This is a genomic window from Fodinibius sp. AD559 (genome assembly GCF_052712805.1).
The window spans coordinates 594099-620469 of sequence record NZ_JBQPVW010000002.1; the positions used below are offsets into that span (position 1 = coordinate 594099).

General features: G+C 41.9%; 25 protein-coding genes. 6 read left to right on the forward strand and 19 right to left on the reverse strand.

Annotated elements, in window-relative coordinates; translation table 11 throughout:
• The first annotated feature begins 395 nt into the window (after window positions 1-395).
• From ACQ4LT_RS05570 to ACQ4LT_RS05595, 6 genes are all read left to right on the forward strand, one after another.
• Window positions 396-1034 carry a thymidine kinase gene (locus ACQ4LT_RS05570; RefSeq protein WP_445665033.1) on the forward strand — a complete coding sequence of 213 codons (639 nt, stop codon included), beginning with the start codon at window positions 396-398 and terminating at the stop codon, window positions 1032-1034.
• The gene (locus tag ACQ4LT_RS05575; RefSeq protein WP_445665034.1) at window positions 1031-2365 is read left to right on the forward strand and encodes a NupC/NupG family nucleoside CNT transporter; all 1335 of its coding nucleotides are present in this window, start codon (window positions 1031-1033) and stop codon (window positions 2363-2365) included. The genes ACQ4LT_RS05570 and ACQ4LT_RS05575 overlap by 4 nt, the downstream gene beginning before the upstream one ends.
• A 6-nt stretch (window positions 2366-2371) precedes the next feature.
• Window positions 2372-3304: a peptidyl-prolyl cis-trans isomerase gene (locus ACQ4LT_RS05580; RefSeq protein WP_445665035.1), complete on the forward strand. Its 933-nt coding sequence runs from the start codon at window positions 2372-2374 to the stop codon at window positions 3302-3304.
• Window positions 3297-4685 carry a peptidylprolyl isomerase gene (locus ACQ4LT_RS05585; protein ID WP_445665036.1) on the forward strand — a complete coding sequence of 463 codons (1389 nt, stop codon included), beginning with the start codon at window positions 3297-3299 and terminating at the stop codon, window positions 4683-4685. The genes ACQ4LT_RS05580 and ACQ4LT_RS05585 overlap by 8 nt, the downstream gene beginning before the upstream one ends.
• 5 nt (window positions 4686-4690) lie before the next feature.
• On the forward strand, window positions 4691-5683 hold the full coding sequence (locus ACQ4LT_RS05590) for an AAA family ATPase (RefSeq protein WP_445665037.1): 993 nt from the start codon (window positions 4691-4693) through the stop codon (window positions 5681-5683).
• Between the two features lie 68 nt (window positions 5684-5751).
• Window positions 5752-7818: a hypothetical protein gene (locus tag ACQ4LT_RS05595; protein ID WP_445665038.1), complete on the forward strand. Its 2067-nt coding sequence runs from the start codon at window positions 5752-5754 to the stop codon at window positions 7816-7818.
• Window positions 7819-7827: 9 nt separating this feature from the next.
• Here ACQ4LT_RS05595 and ACQ4LT_RS05600 read toward each other — a convergent pair whose 3' ends face one another.
• From ACQ4LT_RS05600 to ACQ4LT_RS05690, 19 genes are all read right to left on the reverse strand, one after another.
• On the reverse strand, window positions 7828-8847 hold the full coding sequence (locus ACQ4LT_RS05600) for a S66 peptidase family protein (RefSeq protein ID WP_445665039.1): 1020 nt from the start codon (window positions 8845-8847) through the stop codon (window positions 7828-7830).
• Window positions 8844-9449 (reverse strand): nicotinate (nicotinamide) nucleotide adenylyltransferase, encoded by a 606-nt coding sequence (gene nadD / locus ACQ4LT_RS05605; protein ID WP_445665040.1) that lies wholly within the window; start codon window positions 9447-9449, stop codon window positions 8844-8846. The genes ACQ4LT_RS05600 and nadD overlap by 4 nt, the downstream gene beginning before the upstream one ends.
• Window positions 9449-10333: an outer membrane protein assembly factor BamD gene (locus ACQ4LT_RS05610; RefSeq protein WP_445665041.1), complete on the reverse strand. Its 885-nt coding sequence runs from the start codon at window positions 10331-10333 to the stop codon at window positions 9449-9451. Before ACQ4LT_RS05610 ends, nadD begins: the two co-directional genes overlap by 1 nt.
• A gap of 16 nt (window positions 10334-10349) precedes the next feature.
• The gene (locus ACQ4LT_RS05615; protein ID WP_445665042.1) at window positions 10350-11345 is read right to left on the reverse strand and encodes a polyprenyl synthetase family protein; all 996 of its coding nucleotides are present in this window, start codon (window positions 11343-11345) and stop codon (window positions 10350-10352) included.
• A gap of 64 nt (window positions 11346-11409) precedes the next feature.
• Entirely contained in the window at window positions 11410-12432 is a 1023-nt protein-coding gene (gene fni, locus ACQ4LT_RS05620) for a type 2 isopentenyl-diphosphate Delta-isomerase (RefSeq protein WP_445665043.1), read from the reverse strand.
• 2 nt (window positions 12433-12434) lie between these two features.
• On the reverse strand, window positions 12435-13163 hold the full coding sequence (locus ACQ4LT_RS05625; protein WP_445665044.1) for an SDR family NAD(P)-dependent oxidoreductase: 729 nt from the start codon (window positions 13161-13163) through the stop codon (window positions 12435-12437).
• A 78-nt stretch (window positions 13164-13241) separates the two neighbouring features.
• The gene (locus ACQ4LT_RS05630) at window positions 13242-13766 is read right to left on the reverse strand and encodes a DUF2480 family protein (protein ID WP_445665045.1); all 525 of its coding nucleotides are present in this window, start codon (window positions 13764-13766) and stop codon (window positions 13242-13244) included.
• A 3-nt stretch (window positions 13767-13769) separates the two neighbouring features.
• Complete coding sequence (locus tag ACQ4LT_RS05635) at window positions 13770-14108, reverse strand: HesB/IscA family protein (RefSeq protein WP_445665046.1); 339 nt, start codon at window positions 14106-14108, stop codon at window positions 13770-13772.
• 15 nt (window positions 14109-14123) lie between these two features.
• Complete coding sequence (locus tag ACQ4LT_RS05640; RefSeq protein ID WP_445665047.1) at window positions 14124-14675, reverse strand: NifU family protein; 552 nt, start codon at window positions 14673-14675, stop codon at window positions 14124-14126.
• An 87-nt stretch (window positions 14676-14762) separates the two neighbouring features.
• Window positions 14763-16010 carry an aminotransferase class V-fold PLP-dependent enzyme gene (locus tag ACQ4LT_RS05645; protein WP_445665048.1) on the reverse strand — a complete coding sequence of 416 codons (1248 nt, stop codon included), beginning with the start codon at window positions 16008-16010 and terminating at the stop codon, window positions 14763-14765.
• 8 nt (window positions 16011-16018) lie between these two features.
• Window positions 16019-17353: a Fe-S cluster assembly protein SufD gene (gene sufD, locus ACQ4LT_RS05650; protein WP_445665049.1), complete on the reverse strand. Its 1335-nt coding sequence runs from the start codon at window positions 17351-17353 to the stop codon at window positions 16019-16021.
• A gap of 30 nt (window positions 17354-17383) precedes the next feature.
• Entirely contained in the window at window positions 17384-18148 is a 765-nt protein-coding gene (sufC, locus tag ACQ4LT_RS05655; protein WP_445665050.1) for a Fe-S cluster assembly ATPase SufC, read from the reverse strand.
• A gap of 48 nt (window positions 18149-18196) precedes the next feature.
• Complete coding sequence (sufB, locus tag ACQ4LT_RS05660; protein WP_445665051.1) at window positions 18197-19645, reverse strand: Fe-S cluster assembly protein SufB; 1449 nt, start codon at window positions 19643-19645, stop codon at window positions 18197-18199.
• A gap of 319 nt (window positions 19646-19964) precedes the next feature.
• Window positions 19965-20951: a phosphate acetyltransferase gene (gene pta, locus ACQ4LT_RS05665; RefSeq protein WP_445665052.1), complete on the reverse strand. Its 987-nt coding sequence runs from the start codon at window positions 20949-20951 to the stop codon at window positions 19965-19967.
• A 10-nt stretch (window positions 20952-20961) separates the two neighbouring features.
• Window positions 20962-21819, reverse strand: coding sequence for an EamA family transporter (locus tag ACQ4LT_RS05670; protein WP_445665053.1), 858 nt, complete (start codon window positions 21817-21819; stop codon window positions 20962-20964).
• Window positions 21819-23570 (reverse strand): caspase family protein, encoded by a 1752-nt coding sequence (locus ACQ4LT_RS05675; protein WP_445665054.1) that lies wholly within the window; start codon window positions 23568-23570, stop codon window positions 21819-21821. Before ACQ4LT_RS05675 ends, ACQ4LT_RS05670 begins: the two co-directional genes overlap by 1 nt.
• A 6-nt stretch (window positions 23571-23576) precedes the next feature.
• Window positions 23577-24776, reverse strand: coding sequence for a hypothetical protein (locus ACQ4LT_RS05680; protein WP_445665055.1), 1200 nt, complete (start codon window positions 24774-24776; stop codon window positions 23577-23579).
• 29 nt (window positions 24777-24805) lie between these two features.
• Window positions 24806-25255 carry an NUDIX domain-containing protein gene (locus ACQ4LT_RS05685; RefSeq protein ID WP_445665056.1) on the reverse strand — a complete coding sequence of 150 codons (450 nt, stop codon included), beginning with the start codon at window positions 25253-25255 and terminating at the stop codon, window positions 24806-24808.
• Between the two features lie 14 nt (window positions 25256-25269).
• On the reverse strand, window positions 25270-26217 hold the full coding sequence (locus ACQ4LT_RS05690) for a UDP-glucuronic acid decarboxylase family protein (RefSeq protein ID WP_445665057.1): 948 nt from the start codon (window positions 26215-26217) through the stop codon (window positions 25270-25272).
• Window positions 26218-26371 lie beyond the last annotated feature (154 nt).

The following is a 26371-nucleotide window of genomic DNA, read 5'->3' on the forward strand; positions in this document are numbered from 1 at the left end:
TGAAGGAAAATGAAGTTAAATAACTATGCCTTCTCATAAACTATTTTCCCGACAGTGGCAATCGGACCTCTTTTTAGGAAGCCTTCGATATAAGGTCTGCCAATGATGTGTTTAAAGCCACCTTTCAGGAACTGAGGCTGGTTTAGTGGGACGATCCTATACCTATGCACTTGCCATTGCCGTTAAACAAAGTGTGCAAGAAATTATCCAAAATTACCGCACAGACTTCGAATCAACGAGGGCCCTATTGGGATGCAGGTCGGGGGGGGATCAATACTCATCGATTGCAATCGCCATAATATTCAATTTGAATTCATCTTTTTATTTTTACCCGTACAAAGATATATTCAATGCTTTAACAGCGGTACCCAGAATCATTTATATAAAAAGTATATATGCTTAACGAACCGTCATTTGTACCACAGAAAGTTGGCTGGATTGAGGTTATATGTGGTGGGATGTTTAGCGGTAAAACCGAAGAACTGATCAGACGTGCTAAACGTGCACATATCGCCGGACAACATGTTGTGGTGGTTAAACCGAAGGTTGATGACCGTTATGATGAGGAAGACGTGGTTTCGCACAACAAAAATGTGTTGCCCGGTTTGGTAGTTGATACTGCTGATCAAATTGTATTACTTACCGGCGAAGCTGAAGTTGTTTGTATTGATGAAGCCCAGTTTTTTGACAAGCAATTGATGAATGTGGCCAACACGTTGGCAAATGATGGCAAAAGAGTGATTGTAGCCGGCCTTGATATGGATTTTGAGGGCCAACCTTTTGAACCTATGCCCCAAATGCTGGCCATCGCAGAATATGTTACTAAACTTCATGCTGTTTGTGCAGAAAGCGGAACGATGGCCCATTATTCACAACGGGTTGTAGAAAGTAAGGATCGGGTACTTGTTGGAGAAACAGATGCCTATGAACCCCGTTCCAGACATTGTTATCGCCCTCCTGTTGACAAACGAAGAGGTAAGCCCATTCAGCCTATGCAGAAACAAGATAATATGAAAGAAGAAGACGAATCATGATTGACATACTTCGTGGTATGATCGGAATGGCGGTTATTGTCGGCATTTCTGTATTATTTAGTAAAAATAAAAAACACATTAATTGGCGCTTAGTTGGTACCGGTCTCGGCATACAGTTTATTTTGGCTGTGTTCATTTTAAAAGGTCGCCAAATGCAAGAATACTGGTCACCCTTGGGATGGCCCAAAGATTTTTTCAGCTGGGTGTCTTCTTTCTTTGTAATCGTCTTAGACTTTACCACCGAAGGAGCTAAATTTATTTTTGGTGATTTAGCGAAAAGTCCCGGCATGGAAGGCAGCATGGGTAACTTTTTTGCTTTCCAGGTTTTGCCAACTATCATCTTTTTCGCTTCACTAACTGCTATATTATATCATTATGGGATTCTGCAGCGTATAGTAAAATATATGGCCAAAGGAATGCAGAAAGTAATGGGGACTTCAGGAGCTGAGTCATTAGCAGTTATATCAAATATCTTTGTGGGTCAAACCGAATCACCTTTGGTAATTGAGCCCTATATCAAAAAGCTGACCAAATCTGAGCTACTGGCTGTAATGACCGGCGGAATGGCTACTATTGCAGGTGGGGTTATGGCCGCATACGTGCAGATGTTAGGCAATTCCTACGCCCAGGCACACGACGTGGCATTAGATGTAGGTCGCCTGATGTTTGCCGAACAATTGCTTGGAGCAAGTTTGATGGCCGCCCCCGCTGCCCTTGTTATTGCGAAGATAATGTATCCCGAAGTGGATGAGCCGGTAACCAAAGGCGAAGTCAAAATGAGTGTGGAAAAAACCGATGCCAATGGTATAGATGCTGCTGCTACCGGTGCTGCTACGGGCCTAAAATTAGCTGCAAATGTTGGAGCTATGTTGTTGGCGTTTATAGCATTATTGGCTATGGGAAATTATTTTTTGGAGAGTTTTGGAAATATGACCGGTATTAATGCAATGATTACAGACGGGAAGTTAACGATCGAAAGAGTTCTTGGCTGGATTATTGCCCCAATTGCATTTGTGGTGGGTGTCCCTTGGGCGGATGCTATTAATATGGGATCCTTACTGGGTACGAAAGTGGTATTAAATGAGTTCGTTGCTTATCTACAGTTATCAGAGATGGTAAGTGCCTCAGAGATTAGTGACAAAACAATTAGAATGGCTACCTTTGCCCTGTGTGGGTTTGCGAACTTTTCATCTATTGCTATTCAAATTGGAGGTATTGGGGGATTAGCTCCAAGTAGAAAATCTGAATTGGCAGAGTTCGGCCTTAAAGCGGTGTTAGCCGGTACCCTTGCGAATCTAATGACGGCAACAATTGCCGGAATGTTATTCTAACTGAGTATGGAAATACGTAAATCATATATATTGTATCTGTTGTTCATCATTGGGGCAATATTATCTTTTGCCTCTTGTCAGCAAACGACCCATCAGAATACCGAAGATGCGCTTGCACGGGTTGGTAATGAATACTTAACAGTAGATCAGGCCGTTTCAGATGTTCCTGAAGCTGTTTTATCAGAAGATAGTGTTAAGGCTTTAACACAGTACCGGGACAACTGGATTCGCCAGCAATTGCTGGTCCAGGAAGCAAGGCGACTTGGCTTAGAACAAAAACCCGAAATACAACAAAAAATTGAGCGAGCAAGGCAGGAAATACTACGTCAGGCGCTTAAAGATTATGTATTGACTTCTAGTGAAAGGGATATGCAGATAACGGATGAGGAAGCCCGAACTTATTATCAGGCTAATAAAGAACAGTTTGTGCTCGAAGAGGATTTTGTAAAATTCCGGCATATGCGTACAAAAACAATTAAGGAAGCCCGTAACGCGCGACAAGATCTGTTAGGTGGTGTGCCCTGGCCCGAAGTCGCCCGAACTTATGCTATCAATCCTTCAACCGTTATCAGTGAATCTGATCAGTACTGGCCTGTTTCGATGGCTGCACAGGATGTTGATATTATGAATCGATATTTGGAGGTCATCGGACAAAGTGAAATTTCTCCTATTCAGCGTGTAAATGGCGTATACCATTTTGTGCAATTAATTGAAACCCGATCTGAGGGCGACCACCCCAACTTAGAATGGCTTATAGAACAAATTAAAGATTGGATGACTTTAAATAATCGGCAACGAAATTTCAGTTCCTTTGTTAAGAATCTTTATCTTAAGGCTGAGTCGAACAATGAAATAGAGACTTTTAACGTTTTACCTTCTAAACCTAACCAAAATTCAACGCTTGACGATACCCTTGAAAACAACTCAACGAATGAATAAAGCATATTTACTGCTCTTTTTTATAGTTTCATTAATTTTAACTCCCCTCTTATCACAAGCACAAAACCAACAATCTGATAAAAAATTGGATCAGATTGTTGCTGTTGTAAATGATCATATTATTCTTAAATCGGATGTTGATCAGGAAGTACAACAATATATGATGCAGCTTCAGCAACAGCGAAATCAACAAATCTCATTTAGCAAAGAGATTTGGTACACGGTTTTAGAAAATATTATTGATCGCCATGTAATGCTTGATCAGGCTAAGCGCGATTCTATTACGGTTTCCGACGAAAGAGTGGATCAGCAAATAAATCAACAGATAAACTCTTACGTTGAACAAGTGGGTAGCGAGCAAGCCCTGGAAGAAGAAATGGGACAGAGTATTGTTCAAATTAGGGCTGATTTACGCGATAATTATCGCGAACAGATGATTGTGCAACAGTTTCAGCAACAAAAGCGAAGTAATGTTTCTATAACTCGACCAGAGGTTGAAGAATATTTTAATAAAATCCCGCAGGATTCACTTCCAATGATTCCGGAGCGGGTGGCCGTATCACAAATTGTTTCCGTTCCTCCTCCATTGAAAAATGCCAGATCCGAAGCTCGAAAATTGGCAAAACAGTTGCGTGATTCGGTGCTAAATCATGGTAAAACCATTGAAGAGATGGCCAGAAAATACAGCGACGGCCCTTCTGCTTCGTCGGATGGAAAACTGCCGATGATGTCTATGGATGATTTTGTTGCGGAGTATTCGGCTGCAGCCTCATCACTTGAACCGGGAGATATTTCTCAAGTAGTAGAAACAAGCTTTGGTTTTCATGTTATCCGGCTTAACAAGCGTCAAGGCGAACAAATTGATACTAATCATATCCTTATCGAGGTCGATGATAAAAGTTATGACGATGAGGCAGCAAAAGAGGAATTGAGACAAATTCGCGACTCTGTACTTACTAACGAAGACATAACCTTTGCTGAAATGGCCAGACGTCATTCTGATGATCCGAATACAGCACCTCAGGGTGGCCGGGTCTTGAATCCACAAACTGGTGAGCGACTTATTGCACTCGAACAACTCGATCCTGCCCTCTATAGAATTGTGCTCTTACTGGATGAGGTCGGTGATATCTCAGAGCCAAAATCCTTTACGATGGGCGAAGAAAATAACTCACAGCGTGCCTTTCGCATTGTTCGACTTGATAGACGAATTGAAGAACACAGAGCGAACTTAAAGAAGGACTATACCCGCATTAAACAGGCTGCACTGCAAGAGAAGCAGGCAGAATATATGAATAACCTGTTGGCTGATTTGCGCGAAAATATGTATGTGGAGTACAAGATTACGATTCCTGAGCGCTACAAAAATATCAACTTTTAACCGATATGAGTACTATACCTGAGGAATCGGTTGAGGCGGTAGATTTTTTTCAGGAATCTTTTCAAAAGATTCGAAAAGAAGTAGGCAAAATTATTGTTGGTCAACAAGAAATTCTTGACCAGCTTCTTATTTGCCTGTTTTCCCGGGGACACTGTCTACTTATCGGGGTTCCGGGTCTTGCCAAAACGCTTCTTATCCGCACGGTATCCCAAACCCTGAATCTCAGGTTTAGCCGCATCCAGTTTACCCCCGATCTAATGCCTGGTGATATTACGGGGACGGAAGTTATTGAAGATGATCGAGAAACAGGAAAGAAAAGTTTTAAATTCGTTAAGGGACCTATTTTCGCCAATATTGTGTTGGCTGATGAGATCAATCGCACTCCGCCCAAAACACAAGCTGCCCTCCTTGAAGGGATGCAGGAATTTCATATTACGACGGCGGGACACACCTATCCCCTTGACCCGCCGTTCTTTGTATTGGCTACACAAAATCCTATTGAACAGGAAGGAACTTATCCGTTACCGGAAGCTCAGCTTGATCGTTTTATGTTTAATCTGTGGCTGGATTATCCCTCTCTTGATGAGGAACAAGATATTGTAAGCCAAACGACCTCCCTTGGTGAAGCAGAGATTAATGCGGTTTTAAATGCTGAACAAATTGTTGAACTGCAGGATCTGGTTCGTGAAGTACCTGTTCCCGATAGGGTCTTAAAATCAGCAGTTGAACTTGTAACGAAAACCCGCCCGCAATCCGAAATAGCTCCGGAATTTATCCAAAAGTACATGAGCTGGGGTGCTGGTCCGCGTGCTTCTCAATATTTAGTATTGGGAGGAAAGGCCCGGGCTCTTTCGCGAGGAAGATATAACGTTTCTGAGGATGATATCAGAGCTCTTGCAAAACCTGTTTTACGTCATCGGATTGTTAACAATTATGCGGCGGAAGCAGAGGGATTAACGGCGGACAAGCTCATTGAAATGCTGCTTGACGAAATGTAAATATCATCATCGTGGACTTCATCTTTCAAGGATTCCAGTCTTCTCTCCCCTTTTGGGTTTATATACTGATGTTTGCCTGCACTTTTCTTATTGCGTGGTGGTCGTATTCCAACATTAAAAAAATTGGTACCCTCTATAATTATACCCTCATAGCCCTGCGTAGTTGTGTGTATTTTATCCTGCTCCTACTTCTCGTAAATCCATTTTTTAAAACAGAAGAAACCTATTTCGAACCCGCCAATATCTTAGTACTGCTTGACAATTCGGCAAGTACACAAATCGATAAAAAGATCTACCAAGGCAGCAAAAGTTATACTAAGCTTTTAGAGGAATTGGGCTTAAGCGATGATACCAACGTTAATTATCAGATTTATAAAGTGGGTAGTAAGGTAGAACAGACGGAAATCGACAGTCTTACCTTCGATGATGACCAAACTAATATAACATCCGGAATTGAAGCAATCAGGGCAAGCCAAAACGAGGCAAGTGCGGCCCTGCTAATAAGTGATGGAATCTATACAACGGGAAAAAATCCTATTTATGAAACTTCGGATATTGACATCCCTATTTTTTCAATTGGTTTGGGAGATACGACATTTCAGAAAGATGTGTTGGTTTCATCTATCTCAACAAATTCCAGCGGCTATCTTAACAGTACACAGAGTGTAAATACAACCATAAACAGTAAAGGCTTTGAAGGGAGCACAATTCCTGTACATCTCAAAAAAGGAAATGAAGTACTATCTGAAAAAGTAATTATTCCTGAAATTAGAAATAGCAGTCAGCAGGTAAGTTTTGATCTTCTGCTGGAACAGGAAGGGTTACAACAATACGAAATACATATTCCCACCCTCAGTGATGAATGGACTTCAGCTAATAATACGCAGCGTTTTACGGTAGATGTTCAAGATGCTAAACAGCAAATACTATCGCTTGCCCTGGAAATACATCCGGATGTAAGATTTGTGCGATCACTTTTGTCAACAGATGAAAATACCGAACTCGTCAATCGAACCTGGCTAAAAGGAGATAATTTTATAGAAGGAGACTTTTCTTCTGTGACAGATTCGCTGGATCTTGCTGTCATACACGGTTATCCAATTACAGGCGTGCCTGCAAAGATAAAAGAAAAGTTAGAAATGATTGGGGATGAAGTTCCTCTGCTTATAATAGCTTCTCCCCGTTTTAGCCCACAGCAGTTTGAGCAGGATGTTACTGCCCTTCCTGTTGATATTACAGGGAATTTGAATTACGGGCAAATCGATCTTCGTTTAGAGCCCCAAAAGTCCGGACATCCTATTACCGAATTGCCGGCCGTGACCTATGATCAACTTCCCAACCTAATGGCTCCGTTAGAACATATTAGCACTGCAAGCTATGCTGATATGCTGTTTAGTAGTACTTATCGAGGAGAATCTATCCAAAAGCCCGTGGTTGTAGCTCATGAATTGGGAAACAAACGTCATCTATTTGTTACGGCTTACAATTGGTATCGTTTTCAGCAGGATCAAAATCAGGAGATACAAGCTTTTGTAAAACAGCTTTGGCAAAATATGATAAGCTGGACGGCTACCGATCCTGATAACGAACTACTTGATATTCAACCTCAGCAAGATGCTTTTTCAGGTTCCAATCCGATAATTATTGACGCCTATCTTAAAAATGAACGAGGGCAAAACGAGTCGGATGCAAATATTACGATTTCTATCAGCTCCGATACGTTAGATGGGCGAATGTATTCCATGGAAAATAGAGACAACGGAAATTACCGTTTAAGCATACCTCCTATGCCCGAAGGAGTTTATTCTTTTAAAGCAATAGCTCAGAAAGGGGAGCGAACATTAGACACCGAGCGTGGCGAATTTTCTGTAGATGCCTCAAATGCAGAATATATTGATATCAATAGGAATGAACAGCTGCTTCGTCAAATTGCCCAGAATACAGGCGGCCAATATGTTCCTTTTGATTCGGTGAATGGGTTCTGGAATAAGTTAAAAGAAAAGGGACTCTTGGATCGTCAAGAGCAAGTTGAGACGAATTTCTTTTATTTATATCAGCATGTTGGCTGGTTTATTCTCGTGATAATCCTTTTATGCAGTGAGTGGATATTGCGAAAATACCTGTCTCTTCCCTAATATCTTGAATTACCTTACAGCTGATTCTTTTAGCTTGATTGTTCCATTTTTCGTATTCATTTCAGCCGACAAACCTACGGGTAAGGTTATCATGTTATCGATGTGGCCAATCATGGCTCCCGAAAACGCCGGAATGCCAAGTGGCTTGATATGATCATCAAAAACCTGATTGAGGGTCAGACTTTGAGAACTCGACATTTCGCAAGAGACACATTGACCAAAAACAAATCCTGAAATTTTCTCCAAAACACCATTTAATTTAAGCTGTGTTAACATACGATCGAGGCGATACACGTCTTCCCCGACATCTTCCAAAAAGAGAATGCTGTTATTCCAGTTAGGAAGATAGTCAGATCCCATCATAGCGGATAAGACGCTTAGATTGCCGCCCAGAAGCGTGCCCGTTGCTTTGCCCGGGGTTATCACCTCTAATTCGTTACCTTCCTTGCATAGATCGTTGTTGGGAATATTAAATAATTTTTGTTGTCCGGTAAGAACATCTTTGAAATGTTGCCTTGTGTAGTCTGTCCATTCTGACTTCCCCACCGGACCGTGAAACGTTATCAGACCTGTTTTAGCAAAAATGGATAGCAGTAGAGTCGTAATATCACTATAGCCGACAAGGATTTTGGGATTACTCCGGATAGTATCAAAATCGATGAGTGGTAAAATACGATTGCAGCCCCATCCACCTCGAAATGGCATGATGGCATCCACAGAATTATCCGCGAACATAGCGTTGAGGTCGGCTGCCCGCTCTTCGTCTGTTCCCGCTAAATAGCCATACTGGTTGCGTGCATTAGGACCTTCCTTCACTTTGTATCCCAACTGCTGTATTTGATCAATAATTTCATCATATTTATTGGAATCAGGCAAAATAAATCCCGGGCTAATAAGTCCAATAGTATCACCCTGCTGTAATTTTTTTGGCTTGATTAAGCTCTTATTATGAGAGTAATCACCGATATTTGCCAGAAATGTTCCCAATCCTCCTGTTGATAAAAGCTTTAAAAATCCCTTTCTATTCATTGTTCTTTCTCCCTGTAAAGTTGTTTGTTATCAATAATGTTTTTTACGGATAAAGGAACCAGATCGGAAATATCATCTCCATTGGCAACAGCATTCCTGATTACTGTTGATGAGATCTGAATGGGTTCATGATTAATAAAATGGACATGATCCTTCAGGAATTTATCGATTTTTTGGGTATCCGAAGATGGTCTTTGAGCTACCAAAAGATCGGTATGATCGAGAATCTTTTGCCAATCTTTCCAGTTTTTGAAATCCCGCAGCGAATCGCCTCCAATACATAAATAAAAGGCATAGTCGGGATGTTGGTCTTTTAAATACTCAAGAGTCTGAATAGTATAAGACGGTTGAGGCAACTTTTTTTCAAGGTTGCTGACTTTTACATCATCAAAATCCTCAAAGGCTGCTTGCAGCATTTCTAACCGTAATTGATAATCAGCTTGTGCCTGATCTGTTTTATGAGGTGGATCGGGTGTCAAAAGCACCCAGAGCTCATCAAGTAAATCAGAATCTAAAAATGATTCCGCAATGGATAAATGCCCGTTATGAACGGGATCAAAGCTACCACCTAATAACCCTATGCTCTTCTGCTGGGCTGACATTAGTTTGAATTGGGATCTTCATCAAGATCAGCCTGGGTATTCTCCCCATCACCTTCAACAACAGGCGCATCATCAGGGAGTTCTGCCAGCGCAGTCCGAGCTTCGTCGACAAGCTCTTCTGCATCTTGGCGATATTCTCCGTTGGGATAAAGCTGAATAAATTTTTCGTACGCTTCTACTGCTTTTTGATAGCGCTCACGTTGTTTAGACGGAACACTCCGATCAGCATAAATATTGTAGGTTTCTATTTTATCAACCAAAGCACGTTGTGCCCATTTTGTTTCAGGATACTTATCAATGGTTAAATCATAGTAGATAACGGCTGCTTCATATCGATCAGTACGCAAATATAAATCAGCGGAATGGTATAGCTTTCTGGCAAGCTTTGTTCTCATTTCTGAGATATACTGTCCGGCTTCATCGGCTTTTTCTGAATTTGGAAAACGAGAATTATACAGCTGAAATTTTTCTATTGCGGTACGTGTATACTTTTGATCTAACTTATAACGAGGGCTTAATTTGTAATAACAGTATGCTTCCTTGAATTGGGCTTCCTGTCGTCTTTCTACCCGGGGAAAAAGCGAAATAAACCGCTGGTATTCCGAAGCTGCCAACAGATAACGCCCATCGTTAAAATAAGATTCTGCCAAGTAAAATTGGGCATCTTGTCCATATTCAGTGCCTCGAGCAATTTGCACAACTGTTTCAAAAGCTTCGGACGCTTCGGTATAGTCTTCCTTCTCATATAGCGCCATGGCTTTGTCAAACGCCACCTCCAGAGAATCCCCTCTCTGGATCAAATCACTATTTTTACAGGATACAAATACCAATGCAGCAAGTAATAAACAAGAAAATTTAAATGTTAAAGGAGAAAGCTTATGCATTATTTTTATTTCTGATTTAATATTCACGAGAGATCAAGTGATTAAAAAAATTGATAATTTCTTTTTTGTACTCCGAATCGTCAAACCGCTCAAGATGGTCCATTGCTTCCTGATAATGATATTGAACGGCATTTTTAGTGTCTTCAATTATATTTAAATCCTGATACATTCCAATAACCGTATCGACATCTGAGGCATTGCTTTTATCATCAGCCAGTATCTTTTGTAACTGTTTTTGTTGCTGAATATTACATCGCTCCAAGGCAAGTAGCGTCAGATACGTTTTCTTGCCTTCAATGATATCTCCACCTCTCTTTTTGCCAAACTTTTCGGGATCAGCAATAGCATCCAACAAGTCATCCTGAATTTGAAAAGCGATTCCGGCTTTTTTACCAACAAATCGCAATTCATCAAGAGTAGCCTCTTCTGCTCCCGCTACCGCACCTCCTATTGCCAACGCTCCACTGATCAGAGCCGCCGTTTTACCCTCGATCATCTGGATGTATTCTTCAATACGTACATCAGACTGGCTTTCAAACATAAGATCATAGGCCTGACCTTCACAAACCCTTTCAGCACTATTCAAAAAAATATCAAGAATCGTTCTATACTCATTCTTGCCATAGAAATCTGAGTGCCCGTAATATTGCAACTGTTTAAATGCTTTGGCGTACATGGCATCGCCGGATAAAATAGCGGTATTAGAATTCCATTTTTTAAAGACACTGGGTGCCCCCCTCCTTGTATCGGCTCTATCCATAATGTCATCATGTAGTAGTGTAAAATTGTGGAGCAGTTCTATGGATAGTGCTGCCGGTAATGCTTCTTCGACTTTTCTGTTACAAATTCCACAGCCTATCAATGTTAAATACGGGCGGACGCGTTTTCCGGCCAACCCCAGTGTGTAACGTACGGGATCATAAAGTAGGGATGGTTCGTCGGGCAGATTCAGTTCTGCCAGCTTTTCATCTATGAGATCAGAAAGTTTTTGCTGTCGTTCTGTAATTTTCAAATTCTTTCAGGCTGTATTTGTAAAAGGCCAAATATAAGTAATTTACAACAACATATTGTTGCTGTTATTGCTTCAATTTAATGTGCTTGGGAGCTAATTTAGAAGGTACTTTACATCCCAATAGCGTAAGAATGGTGACCAGTTGTTTATTCCACTTTTGATATAATTGTTCTAATCCGTCGTAACCGTTTTCCATAACAGCTTTAATCACAGGCTGAGCAGAAGCGGCAAAATCAGCTCCTAAACAAAATGATTTTGCGATATCATGACTCGATCGAATCCCTCCCGAAGCAATAAGTTCGAAATCATACTCTTGTTTAAGATCTGTCAATTGTGTAACACACTCCAGAGTGGGTATCCCCCAGTCATTGAAATTATTATTGGGATTCTGGTTGGAAGCCCGCTCGTTTTCAACTTTTGCCCAGCTGGTGCCTCCTGCCCCGGCCACGTCAATTACTTCTACACCCGCATCCAAAAGACGTTTTCCAACCTCTGCTGAGATGCCCGCCCCGGTTTCTTTCACGATAATCGGAAGCGACGTATCATGGCAAAGCTTTTTAATACCCTTTTCAATACCCTTGAAAGTGCGATCACCTTCGGGCTGCATAAGTTCCTGAAGCGGATTGAGGTGCACAATCACGGAATCAGCTTCAATAGAATCAATAAGTAAATTCAACTTTTCTTTTGACAATCCACCTACTAATTGAGCACCACCGATGTTTGAAGCAATAAAGGCGTTCGGTGCTTTTTCTCTAACAATGGAAAAGGAAGACGTCGTCTCCGGGTCTTCAAGCATCACGCGCTGACTTCCAACCCCGAATGGTAAATTATACTCTTCGCAAAACTCTGCGATAATGGCATTAACAGCCCCGGCATCGGTATATCCACCGGTCATCGAAGAAATAAAGAGTGGAAATGAAAAAGTTCTATCCAGTAAGCTTGCTTCTGTTGAAACCTCATCAACATTGATCTCAGGAAGTGCGTTATGAGCAAAATAATACTGCTCAAATCCGGTAGGAACCTGATAATTCACTTCACCGGAAGTCGTCAAGTCTACATGATCTTTTTTACGGTCTTTTATACTCATGGCTAAATCATATAGCTTCCACCGTTAATATGGAAGGTCGAACCTGTCATGTGTGGCACTTTACCACTTGCGAGAAATGCGACCAGTTCTCCCACTTCATCGGGGGATGTTATTTCATCAAAAGCCATACCTTCGGTCAAATATTCTTCGCCATAAACATCAATAGACTCCATCGCCATATCCGTTTTGATGAATCCCGGTGCTATAGAGTATGCGGAAATACCGTGCTCACCAAAATCTCGAGCTACACTTTTGGTAAATGCTACAAGTCCGCCTTTAGAGGCCGCATAAGCCGAATATTCCTGTGTATCACCCCGATAAGCTGCCCTCGAAGAGATGTTGATAAGATATCCTCCCTCCTCTTTGACCCAGCGATTTAATGCCCATTTAGACAATAAAGCTGGAGCACGAAGATTTACCTGCATAGTTTTATCCCATTTTTCAAGCCAGGACTCATCATCTTTCTCAAACCCGGACTCCATAAAAATACCGGCATTGTTTATGAGTACATTGGGCACTTGTTCCCTATCAAAAATAGGCTTTACCTTTGTTTCAACTGCTACGGGGTCGGCTAAATCAACATAAATGCCTTCAAAGTTATCGTTTTGAGAAAATTCTTTGGGAAATTCGGAAGAACGGGCAGTACCGATTACGGTAAAATCCCCTTTTAGTAGAGATTTTGTGATACTCTTGCCGATACCGCGAGAAGCGCCTGTTACTAATGCGTACACAGTAATTTAAGTTCGTTATTATTGCTTTCTGTGAAGGTAATAATCGGATTGAGCGCATCCAAAGATTTGGCAAATTTCCTATGCCCTGTAGACCGGCACATTAGAGCAAGCTTCACCGTACATCAGCTTCTTAACGTGTGGAACGAGTCGTTGCGTAGCATATAAATAAACACTTTCCGGTACCGGCTTTTCTTTACTCGAACATCCTTTAAGGATTACAAACTTTTCTTCATAACTGTTCCAATCGACCTCATCCAACTTACGCCGATAGAGTTCGAAAAGCATATCATCTTTTTGGCCTTGGAATACCTCTTTGGCATAGCCGACAAGATATTGTGCTACAAGCATATAAGCCCACTTGGATATGATGGCATCAGTCGAACAGTAAACAGCCACGTACTGGTCCTCAAACTGGCTCCAATCAAACTCTTCAAGTTGATCTCTAAAATCCTGCTCTTTCAGGATCATCCCCTTAAAAAGGAATTGTTTTAGATCAAGTTCAGCCTTGGCAGTGTCATCAAAAAACTTCTGGAGATCGATGGTCACCAGCTTATCAGACTGCTTTACTTTATTGACAATTTCACCTTTGGTATCAGTAGCCATAACTTAAATTGAGAATGATTCTCCGCACGAGCATGTGCGATTCGCATTCGGATTATGAAAATGAAATCCTTCCCCGTTTAGACCATCGGTATAATCAAGTTCCGTTCCTGAAAGGTATAAGAAGCTCCGCATGTCTACGACCAATTTTATGCCTTTATCCTCAAACTGCTGATCTTCTTCCTCACTATTTTCGGGATTGGAATCAAATTCCAGATCATAGGTCAAACCGGAACATCCACCGCTTTCAACGCCCACACGCAGTAAGGCATCATCGGCAATCTTCTGCTCTTCCCGAATCTGTTTGATACGTTGTGCCGCACGATCTGTAATAGAAATGGACATAAACCTGCTCTCAAATTATACAGAGACTACCTGAATTTCAGGATCAATGCGTTTAACCATGCTTTCAATGGCGTAAAGCGTTCCGCTTGTTGCTGTTGGACAAGTTCCACAAGCGCCCTGGTAGTGAACCTTGAGGCGATTACCGTCAAGACCTAAGATCTTCAATCCCCCACCGTCAGCTAAAAGATATGGGCGAACTTGTTCGTCCAGCATTTGATTTATCTCCTGTAAACGAGGATCGTCGGTCTCCTGAACCTCTTTGGTAGCATGAACTTCTTCATCCTCAATGGCATCCGTTTGAGGCGTGGCCTCACGAATAGGCGGTGCTAATTGACGAAGGAGCTCAGACCATACTGCATCACCGTCTTGAGTTACCGTCACGTATTTATCTACATAATAGACATTGATTACGTGATCGATCGAGAAAAGCGCTGATGCGAGTTCATCATTCTCAGCATCGGAGGCTTTTTCGAATGATTTTGTAACTCCGTTAGTCAATGGTTCTCCCAATACAAACCGCATGGCATCGGGATTTGGCGTACGTTCAATTTCTTTAATCTTAGGCATAATAGTTTGGTCTAATAGCTTTTATTATTTCACTATTTAGAACGAATATAAATATAAAATAATTCAATTCACAGCTTCAAATGAAAGCTATTCAAAGATTGAAATAGCTTTCTTAATTCCCTCTGTAAGCCGATCAATATCTTCTTTATTATTGTAGAACGAGAGAGAAGCTCGAGCCGTTGCAGACACACCAAACCGCCGCATTGTAGGTTGTGCGCAGTGATGTCCGGTGCGTATCGCTATCCCCTGTTGATCCAGAATAGTACCGATATCGGTGGCATGAATATCTTCATGGACAAAGGACAATACCGAAGCCTTTTCTTTGGCTGTGCCAATGATGCGAATTCCATCGATATTTTGCAGCTGCTCAGTACCGTATTCCAATAATTCGTGCTCGTACTGAGCAATATTTTCCATTCTGATCTCATTCAGAAACGAAATGGTTTCTCCAAAACCTATACCGGCTGCAATGGGTGGAGTTCCGGCTTCGAATTTATGGGGAGTAATATTATAAGTGGTTTCTTCGAAGGAGACCTTGTCGATCATATCTCCACCTCCACGATATGGCGGCATTTGGTCAAGATATTTTTTCTTGCCGTAAAGAATACCAAATCCCGTAGGCCCGCACATTTTGTGGCCCGAGAATGCATAAAAATCTGCATCTAAATCTTGGATATTAACAGGAGTATGCGGCACTGCCTGGGCTCCATCTATCAGAACTGGAATATCTCGCTTATGGGCCTCTGCTATCATCTTTTTAACGGGATGAACAGTTCCCAGAGCATTGGAAACATGGCCTACAGCCAGAATTGCCGTATTATCAGTCAGCAGATCCACGTATTTATCCCAAATAATATCACCATTATTGTCAACGGGAATCACACGGATGTGCGCCCCTTTTTGTTCGGCGATCATCTGCCATGGGACGATATTGGCATGATGTTCAATCTCTGAGAGCAGGATCTCATCTCCTTCATCAATAAATCGATCGCCAAAGCTGTTAGCTACGAGATTAATCGAATCAGTTGTGCCGGTTGTAAAGATAATTTCGTCTTTATGCTCGGCATTTATGAATTTCTGGACTTTTTCTCTTGTCAACTCATAAGCATCGGTAGCCTTTTGGCTGAGCGTATGAATGCCCCGGTGAACATTAGCGTGCTCATTGCGATGGTAGGAATGAATGCAATCAGCAACACGAGCAGGCATTTGACTAGAAGCTGCGTTATCAAGATAAACCAACGGCTGTCCCTTTACCTTCTGTGAAAGGACAGGAAATTGTTCCCGAACGCGGTCAAAATCCACATCCGCCTTTGATTTTGTTGCAGCTTCAGCCATAAACTACCTTAAACTGTTAATGTTGAATCAAGTTGATTTTCCGTGAATCGGTGTACTTCATCAACAAGCAGCTCTTGAACTGAATCAACGGTAATATTTTCGATTGTTTCAAGCGCAAAAGCGTAAATCAGCATTTCACGAGCTTGCTGTTCATTAAGGCCTCGACTCATCAGGTAGAAAAGTTCGTCTTGCTCCAGCTGTCCCACGGTAGCGCCGTGCGTACAAACGACATCATCCGCAAAAATCTCAAGCTGAGGTTTGGTGTTTACCAATCCTTTGCGAGAAAGAAGCAGATTTCGGTTTTCCTGGAAAGAATCAATTTTCTGTGCATCCTTTCGGACAAAAATCTTTCCATTGAATACCGAGTGCGCCTTGCCGGTAATCACGCACTTGTGCAGCTGGTGACTTTCGCAGTGCGAAAACCGGTGATCCATCACAGAATGCGTATCAGAAACTTGATCGCCGTCGATGAGTACGAGTCCGTCAACGGTGAATTCAACCTCTTCATCCCGCTGAGAAATCCGTGGCTCGTTCCGTGAGAGCTTGGCACCACGGGTGATAGTATACGACTCATAATTTGCATGGTGATGTACAAAGGCTGCCGTACGAGCGATATGAATTGCTTCACGGCTGTCGCGCTGAATTTTCGTGTGTTTAACATACGATTCTTCCTCAGCATTAACCTCAACAACCGGTAGATTGAAATACTTGTTATCGCCTAAACCAATATGATCTTCAACAATGGTTACCTCTGAATTTTTCTCAGCGACAACTACACTACGTGAAGTTGTAAAGTAGTTAGTATCCGCATCCGTTTGCACAAATAATAAATGCAAAGGAACATCAACGGTAAGTCCCTCGGGCACATAGACAAACACGCCATCTGTCAAGAAAGCCTTATTGAAAGAAGAAAATACATCTTCCTCGAAATTGTTCTCAACGTATTTGTTCAGATGTTCCTTGAGAAGATCATTATCCGCTTCGGCCAGCTTGGCGATATTGCCGATCAGTACTTCTTCCGGAATATCTTCAGTGGAAGAGTGTTCGGCAGAAAAAGAACCGTTGACAAATGTCAATCGAGCTCCCTTGCTTTCAGGAAGATAATGTTCGCTTATATCCGGAACCTCCACTTCGAGATCAGAAGCCAGCTCATAGGAATCTTTATAAAGATCCCGAAGGCTGATAAACTTCCAGTCCTCAAGTTTTTTGGTCGGGAAAGGAATATTACGGACTTCCTCGGCCCCTTTGAGGCGAACCTCATCCAAAAACTTTGATTTCCCGTTCAGTGAACCTTGAAAATTAAGTAAGTCTTGTAAAAACGTGCGTTCTTTTTGTTGCTTCACTTTACCCATTTGATTATGATAATTCTCCGTTTACAGTACCGATGCGTCTTCGCTCAACCAGTCGTATCCTTGTTCTTCGAGTTTAATAGCAAGGTCTTTATCACCTGATTTGGCAATCTTGCCATCAATCATGACATGTACATGATCGGGCTGCACATAATCAAGAATACGCTGATAGTGTGTTACCAATACGACAGCATTATCTTCTCCGGATAATTCATTAATACCATTAGCTACAATTTTTAGCGCATCAATATCTAATCCGGAATCAGTTTCGTCCAGAACAGCCAATTTCGGCTGCAATACGGCCATCTGGAAAATTTCGTTCCGCTTCTTCTCACCGCCACTGAATCCGGCGTTAACACTTCGCTCAAGAAATTCTTCTTTCATATCAACGAGCTTTAGCTGCTCACGAGCGTGATCTTCAAATTGCAGGGGGTCGAGCTCTTCACGTCCCTGTTCTTCGGCAATCGTATTGTAGGCCTGACGAAGCAGATTCTTATTCGTTACTCCGGGAACTTCAACGGGATATTGGAAAGCAAGAAAAATTCCCAAGTGAGCACGTTCATCGGCCTCAAGCTCAAGAATACTTTCGCCATTGTACAGGATATCGCCTTGAGTAACTTCATAGGCTTCGTGTCCTGCAATAACTTTCGAAAGCGTACTCTTTCCACTTCCGTTGGGACCCATGATCGCATGGATCTCACCTTCATTAATTGTCAAGTTAACTCCTTTAAGGATCTTTTCTGATGGATCCTCTTCTACGCAAACATGTAAATCTTTTATTTCTAACACTTTAACTTATTCCTCTAATATTTTTGATTAAAAAGTTTTCCTGATCTGTTAGCCTACGCTGCCTTCGAGCTTAATGCCGAGCAATTTGTCAGCTTCAACGGCAAACTCCATCGGCAACTCTTGTAATACTTCTTTGGCAAAACCATTAACGATGAGTGAAATAGCATCATCCTCATCCATTCCGCGCTGCTGTAGATAAAAGATCTGCTCCTCACCAACACGGCTGGTAGAAGCCTCGTGCTCAACCTTTGCTGTCGGATTAGCCGATTCAATATACGGAAAGGTATGAGCTCCGCAGGTTTGACCAATCAGCATTGAGTCACAAACCGAGTAATTCTGTGCTCCATCGGCACGGGGACTAATTTTCACCAATCCGCGATAACTATTGTTGGATTCACCCGCAGAGATACCTTTCGAAATAATGGTACTCTTGGTGTTTTTACCAACATGGATCATTTTCGTGCCTGTGTCGGCTTGCTGACGCTGATTTGTTACGGCTACGGAATAAAATTCTCCGACGGAATTGTCCCCCTGCATGATTACACTTGGATATTTCCAAGTAATGGCAGATCCAGTTTCGACCTGTGTCCAAGAAATTTTTGAGTTATCTCCACGGCAGTGTCCGCGCTTGGTAACAAAGTTAAAAATACCGCCCTGCCCTTTTTCATCACCGGAATACCAGTTCTGAATAGTAGAGTATTTGATTTCGGCATCTTCGAGCGCTACCAGTTCAACAACAGCTGCGTGCAGCTGGTTTTCTTGATACTGTGGTGCTGTACAACCTTCAAGATAACTGACATGGCTGTTATCCTCACAGATGATGAGCGTGCGCTCAAACTGTCCCGATTGCATATTGTTAATGCGAAAATAGGTAGAAAGCTCCATCGGGCAAACCGTATCTTCCGGAACGTACACAAACGAGCCGTCAGAAAAGACTGCCGAGTTCAATGCGGCATAAAAATTGTCACCTTTAGGTACTACCGTTCCCAAATATTCCTTGACAATCTCGGGATGGTCCTGAATAGCTTCCGAAATAGAACAAAAAATGACGCCCGCCTCAGCAAGCTTCTCTTTAAAGGTGGTAAAAATAGATTCACTGTCAAAAACTGCATCCACAGCAATACCTTGCAGCTGTTTCTGCTCTTGCAGAGGAATACCCAGTTTTTCATAGGTTTCCAGAATTTGAGGGTCGACGTCATCCAGGCTTTCTGCTTTTTTATCGTCTTTCTTCTTTGGGGAAGAATAGTACTGGATATTATCAAAATCCGGCTTATCATATTCAACATTGGGCCAGTCGGGTTCTTCCATCTGTTTCCACTTTTCAAAAGCTTCCAGACGGAATTCCAAGACCCATTCGGGCTCATCTTTACGACGAGAAATTTCCCGAATAATATCCTCGTTTATGCCATTAGGAAAATCTTCATATTCCACATCGGTGGTAAACCCATATTTATACTCACCACCAACCATGGATTCAAGCGCTTCAGTTTCACTCATAAGAAATTATTACGGTAATTTTACGATTTCAGCAGTTCGATTACTTAACAGTAGAATAAAATACTACGTTCGGAAATTAAATTTGGATTAATTCTAAGTTGTCTCAGTCGAACCAATAATTCAGCTTCCCGATCGAAGCCTCAAATATAAGGATAATTGCATGTAACTTAAACTTAATTCAACCACCTTTATTTGTCGCCTCAACTCATTTATTGATCAAGATAAAATCGCATAGTCTCAGCTTGATTACCAATTGAAAGTCGCTATATATCTGATAAATACCATTTATCACTCTCATCATTTCCAATCATACAAGCTTCTACCCTCCCTTTAGAATAGCAACACAAGCGGCATTCACAATATCCTGCCAGCTACATCCCCGGGAAAGATCCATCATAGGTTCGGCAAGCCCCTGTAGTATTGGTCCCGTGGCCGATGCCCCGGCCAGTCGTTCGGTGATTTTATAGGCAATATTCCCGGCATCGATATTGGGAAAGATAAAAACATTAGCATTTCCGGCAATAGGTGAATCAGGAGCTTTGCGTTGTGCCACTTCGGGGATAAAGGCGGCATCAAATTGGAGTTCACCATCTACTAATAAATCCGGTTTTTTATGCTTGATAATATTCGTCGCATTGACCACTAACTCAGTGCGTTCGTGTTTGGCACTTCCCTTGGTGGAAAACGAAAGCATGGCTACTTTAGGCGTTTCTTGGGTTAACAGCTGGTGTGTTCGAGCTGATTCAATGGCAATATCGGCAAGCTGTTCGGCATCGGGATATGGAACTACTCCGCAGTCGGCATATGTCAGCGCTGGCTGATTTTTAAGAGCCATCAAAAAAGTGCTCGAAACGGTTTCATTTCCTTTTCGAAGTCCGATACTGGGGATAGCAGCTCGAATTACATCGCCCGTCGTAGCTATTGACCCTGCCACACATCCATCTGCTCTTCCTGTAGCTACCAATGTAGCTCCAAGATAAAGAGGATCTTCCAGTTTTGTTTCAGCTTCCTTTCGAGAGATCCCTTTGTGCTTTCTTCTTTTGTATAGGTGATTTACAAGATGATTTTTATTTTCAGATTCATCAACAAAGTAGCTTGACAAATCTTTTGCGATACCTCTGCCCTCTTTTTGATCATTAGAAATAATTTCTTCTCTATTGCCCAGGAGCTTTATATCGCAAATATTCTTCTCTACTAAATACGAAGCTGCTCTTAGTACTCTCTTATCCCGAGCTTCCGGAAATACTATGGTTTTATGTTGTTTAGAAGCCCTTTCGCGTATCTGATGAATAATTTCTACATCCATAATTTCAATATTATATCAAAAGTAAAATTGCAATTACGGCCGTTGCTATACCAATCCATTGTTTTGTTGATACCTGGTCATTCCAAATAATTAATCCGAGAAAGGTACCTCCCAAGACATTTAAAATATTAACAATCGGATAAGCTATAGAACCACTAATACCGCCCAGTGCATAAATTAAAAAGATTGAAGAATATAAATTAGGAATTCCGATAGCTGCCCCCAGTAATGCTTCTTTTTTTGTGATAAGCGGCCCCTTTCGAAAGAGCGCTATAATCAATCCAATAAGAAAAGCTCCCAGGAAAACCAGTCCCATAAAGGTGAGTTCATTGAGATTGGTACTAAACTCTTCTTCGTATATTTTGAGGGAAGCATCTGTAAATCCGGATAGTACAAAGATTAAAATCAACAGCCAAGATGCACTGATAGAACCAATTTTAATATTGTTCTTTTTTGGGATGAGTAACAGCATAGCTCCAAACACACCAAGAATCCCCACCATTTTAAGTCCATTCAAATACTCGGCATACCAATAGATTGAGATTACTACTGGGATCAGCAAAGATAATCGCATGGCGGCAATGGTGATACCCACTCCATTTGTGTGAACTGATTTACTGTATGCCACAAAATTACCAATGAAGAAGGCTCCAACGATAATACAAAACACAAGAAGAATCGCTGAATGGCTCACAAAAGTAGTCCCCAAATTGCCCTCAAATCCCACATATAAAGCAAAGATGGCTGCAACTATATAATTTATTGTAAGTGTATTAAGGGTACGCAAGTTTTTTGTTTCGGTAACTTTTAGCAGGTGGGCAATGGTGAGCGAGCATACCGAACTTAAAACTAAGAATATGTACGCCATTATTGTCCGGCTAAATTCAATTGTGTATTACCAAGAAGCAAAGGATCTTGGGGACGATCAAAAAGCCGACGGGACGTGTACGATACATTGCGTTCAAGAAATTGATAAATATCCGAGAGTAAAGTTCTTCGTTCTTGCAGTGCTTTGGCAAAAAAGTACGGGAAAATATGGTGTTTTTTATCCTCTCGCCCCCCCGACATATATAAACGAGATGGGTTATTTAGCTGCGATCCCAGCAATACAGAACTATTAGGATTTTGTGAGAGCAATGGTGAAACATTGCCTTCGATTATATCCCGCATTTCGTTTTCAGAAAAGGATTTCTCACTGGTACCGCTTGCAAAATCAATATCACTTAATACTATTGTTTTTGCAGATGAAATTCTCCCAATTCTACTAAATATATTCGATAGCCCTATCTTGGCATACGATTGAGTATCGGAAGGCGTCATCAAAAGTTGCAACTGTGATTCTTCTTTGTCGACTGTACCATATCCGCTGAGATATACAAACAGTTCGGTACTGTCATTGGCAGTTGACTCCAGTGAGGAAAGCAGTGTATTGAGGCTGTCGCTATTGGTAATATCAGCCAATTGATAAATATTATCTTCGGAGTAGCCCAATGCATTTTGCAAATAGGTCCGCATCAAGCGTCCGTCCCGCAGTGCATAATTGCGTTCTCCAAGCGTATCAGCATAGTTTTGATTTATTACCAATAGTGCCTTGGCATTGGGATTTTCATCACGCAGGATAGGGATATTACTTTCGACATCAATCTCACCAAAGGGAACTCGAGGAACGGTGACCACCTGATCTTCGACTTCATAATCTTCTGATCGCCATATTATATCGGCATCCGATTTCTTGATATACGTTTCTGATATCCCATACATTACCTGATACCAGTCATCGTTAATACTGCTAATTTTGAGTTGGCTTCCATCAACAAGATCTGCAAGCACATTGTCGGTATTCTCCTCTGGACTATTGCGCAATGCTGTAAGTTGCTCGTTAACGACGGCATAGGGTTGTAAAACAGAATCTATAGCATAATTATAGCGATACAGCGAGTCTGCAAATAGTACTTCGACCGTAGCATTTCCAGGATTTGGGCCCGACAACTTGAAATCATTTAGCGCATTACCAATCGGAATTTTAAGCAGTCCATTACTAATATTCTGATTGGTCTCCTCAAAGATAATAAGATCGTTATATAGCATATATACCGATGCAGAAGTATCAACTTTAGCATCGGCTTTAACAGTATCAACTTTAATCGTAGTGCCGGTAGTTCTCTTGTAACGCTCCTCTCCCGTTGGACGAGGTTCGCCTACAGGTTTCATGTTTAAAAATCCTGATGCAAGCATTAATGCTCCTACCCCGTTTAGCGTCCACCTTTTTGTAGATGATTGGCTGCCAAAATCGGCAATATTAGCCAAATAAAATGCCATTGCTGCACCTCCAATACCCAGTGCCGTTGTACCTGGTCGCAACCTATAATCCTGGATATTACGCTGCATTAATACGCGCTGCATATACTCGTATTGGATTTCAGAAAAAAGTACTAACGACAAGATCGGATTTTCAGGTGTTACGTCATCAGTTTGCTGTAAGAAATAGTTTTCTTCAACAACTTCATACTCAGATCTGTCAATAGATTCTTTCTCTTTAACAGTCCAACGAGCACTGGTACAGGATCCCAAAAAAGAAATAAAAAATGCAGCTAATAATATGTAGTATAACGTTTTCAAATATTTTTAGAGTGAAATTGTAGCTCCTATGCCAAATACCTGCCGAAATTTAAATGCATTTTCTGTCCCGGGATGAGAAAGCCAAAAAGGCATATCGTAACGCAAAATTAATCCCCGTGATTTCCCAAGATAATCAGGAATATCGATTGATAATAAAAAGCCAAGTCCGGCATTAGATAATACATTATTCTGCTCAATACTCGTTAGCCCAAGTGATGTTCCTGAATCCCAAAATAAATATGAACGGAGATCAACGAGTCCACCAATCACCGGGATTTTTTTCAATCCCTTGTCTAACGGATTCGGATAATCCAACTCAAGATTTAGGGCTGATAGTGAAGTATATAGTGGTACATTTCCTTTATTTAATGATTGGATATCGTTTTTTAGGTATCCTCTTAAATTCGGTCCACCAGTAATTTGTATATTTCCAATCTGTATCCATGACGGAGGAATAGTGCCTCGTGCCCTCGTAAGTCCACTCTCCATCCAACTTCGGGCTGATTGAAAACTATGAGTGAACAAGTATTCGGGAGCCGTATTATCAGTAGCAAAACCAGAGTACAATCGCCCGGAGAGCGTAAACTGTTCAGAAAGTTCAACTTTTTGGCGGAGAATGACCTCGCTGCGCAAAAATCGATCGGCTTCTCCTGCAATGTTTGCATCTACCGAAAGAGAAAGAGCATATCGTCCAAGTCCGTTGACATCCGTAAAATCAAAAGTCGCATTTGCCAAGTATAACCACTGCGTTTGCCACAGCTGTCGATACAACAAGTAATCTTCATTAAAACGATGTTCCCCTCTTACTCCTATCGCTAACTCCTTGTAATTCATTTCATTAAAGCCAGTCTGCCAACGTTTGTTAAAGGTCAATCCATGCGATTGAAACCCGGTGCGGTAGGATGTTTCTGCAGAGATGCTTCCTTCGCTCCCAAAATCAGAAATTGCGGGAATTGGTTCGGTGTATTTCAAGTAATACGAAATGGGATTCCCCGGAAAGTTTGTGCCAAGCCAAAGTCCGGCATTCAACCGGTGCGGCCCGTCACCAAAAGTGCCGGAAACCTGCCCACGAAGTCGTATCCCTACTCGAACCCCATCCACACTATTATACCACGCATCAGGAGCCGGCAGAAGTTCATAGGAAGGATCATCGTCTTGGGCATGCAATTCATTGGGAATGGAAATCCCAGCTAAAACAAGGATCAAAAATAATGTTATGTAGCGATAAAACGATTTTAAAATTCTATTATCCACTCGTTTAACATTTGTTTAGATGTTACAATATCAGCTAATAGGTTCATTAGTCGCTTTTGCTCCGGCCATTGAATATAGGTATTGAACTCATTTGGGGAAATCCATTTCCAGCTAACATGCTCATGGTTTAACGTAATGGCCAACTCTTGATTTATTTGGGCACCAAAAGCTGGAATCTGCAAAATGCTATCACTATCGTGGTCATAAAATTGATTTACTGAAGGAATCGTCCAAAAAAGATCAGGCGACAGACCTGTTTCTTCTTCCAATTCCCTTAATGCTGCCTCAAAATGAGTTTCGTCGCGGTTAACTTTTCCACCAATCATTCGCCATTGATGCGCATATGATACATCAGCAGCTCGTTTAAAAATAAGAAATTCCACCCCGTCCTGTTCCTTTCGGTATGGATACACGTCAACGAGGCGTTTCATATACTTATTAATAGTTACAAATCAAGCACTTTTTCTTTGAAATACTCCATCGCTACCGACAGCCCTTCCCTACGGTCATAAGTCGGCTCCCAGTTCAGCACTTCTTTTGCTTTACTGATATCCGGCTGACGAACCTGCGGATCATCTTTGGGTAGCTCTTCAAATGTAATCTCACTGTCAGACCCCGTTAAGTCAATAATCTCTTTGGCAAATTCTAAGATCGTAATCTCTTCGGGATTCCCGATATTTACCGGCTCGACATAATCAGACTGTGAAAGACGCCACACTCCTTCCACCAAGTCATCGACATACATAAACGAACGCGTTTGTGAACCATCTCCATAAACGGTTAGCGGATTTCCGCGCAGGGCCTGCCGCATAAAGGTAGGCAGTGCACGACCATCGTGTAGGCGCATTCGCGATCCGTAGGTATTAAAAATGCGTACAATGCGGGTTTCAATGCCATGATATCGGTGATATGCCATCGTCATTGCCTCGGCAAAACGTTTGGCCTCGTCATATACCCCGCGATGTCCTATAGGATTTACATTGCCCCAATAGTCTTCTTTCTGGGGATGCGTAAGCGGATCGCCGTAAACTTCACTCGTGGATGCCAGCAAAAACCGGGCATCTTTTTCTTTGGCAAGTCCAAGTGCTTTGTGGGTGCCCAGGGAACCTACTTTGAGCGTCTGGATCGGCATCTCCAGGTAATCAACCGGAGAGGCCGGGGATGCAAAATGGAGAATTAAATCCAGCTCACCTTTTACATGAATAAAGTTTGTAACATCATGCTTGATAAACTCGAAGTTCTTATTTCCCATTAAATGAGAAATATTATCGGCACTGCCGGTGAGAAGGTTATCTATGCAGATAACCTTATAGCCTTCACTTAAATAGCGATCACATAAGTGCGATCCAAGGAATCCGGCACCGCCCGTAATGAGAACTCGTTTAGTTGACATTTATAGAGGGCCTCCCCACGCTGATATAGGTTATGCCTGCTTGTTCTGCTCGTTTGAGGTCGTAGAGGTTGCGGCCGTCAAAAATGACGGGATCTTTCATCTCATCGGCAAAATTGTCGACCGTCGGCCGGCGGAACTCGTTCCACTCGGTGCA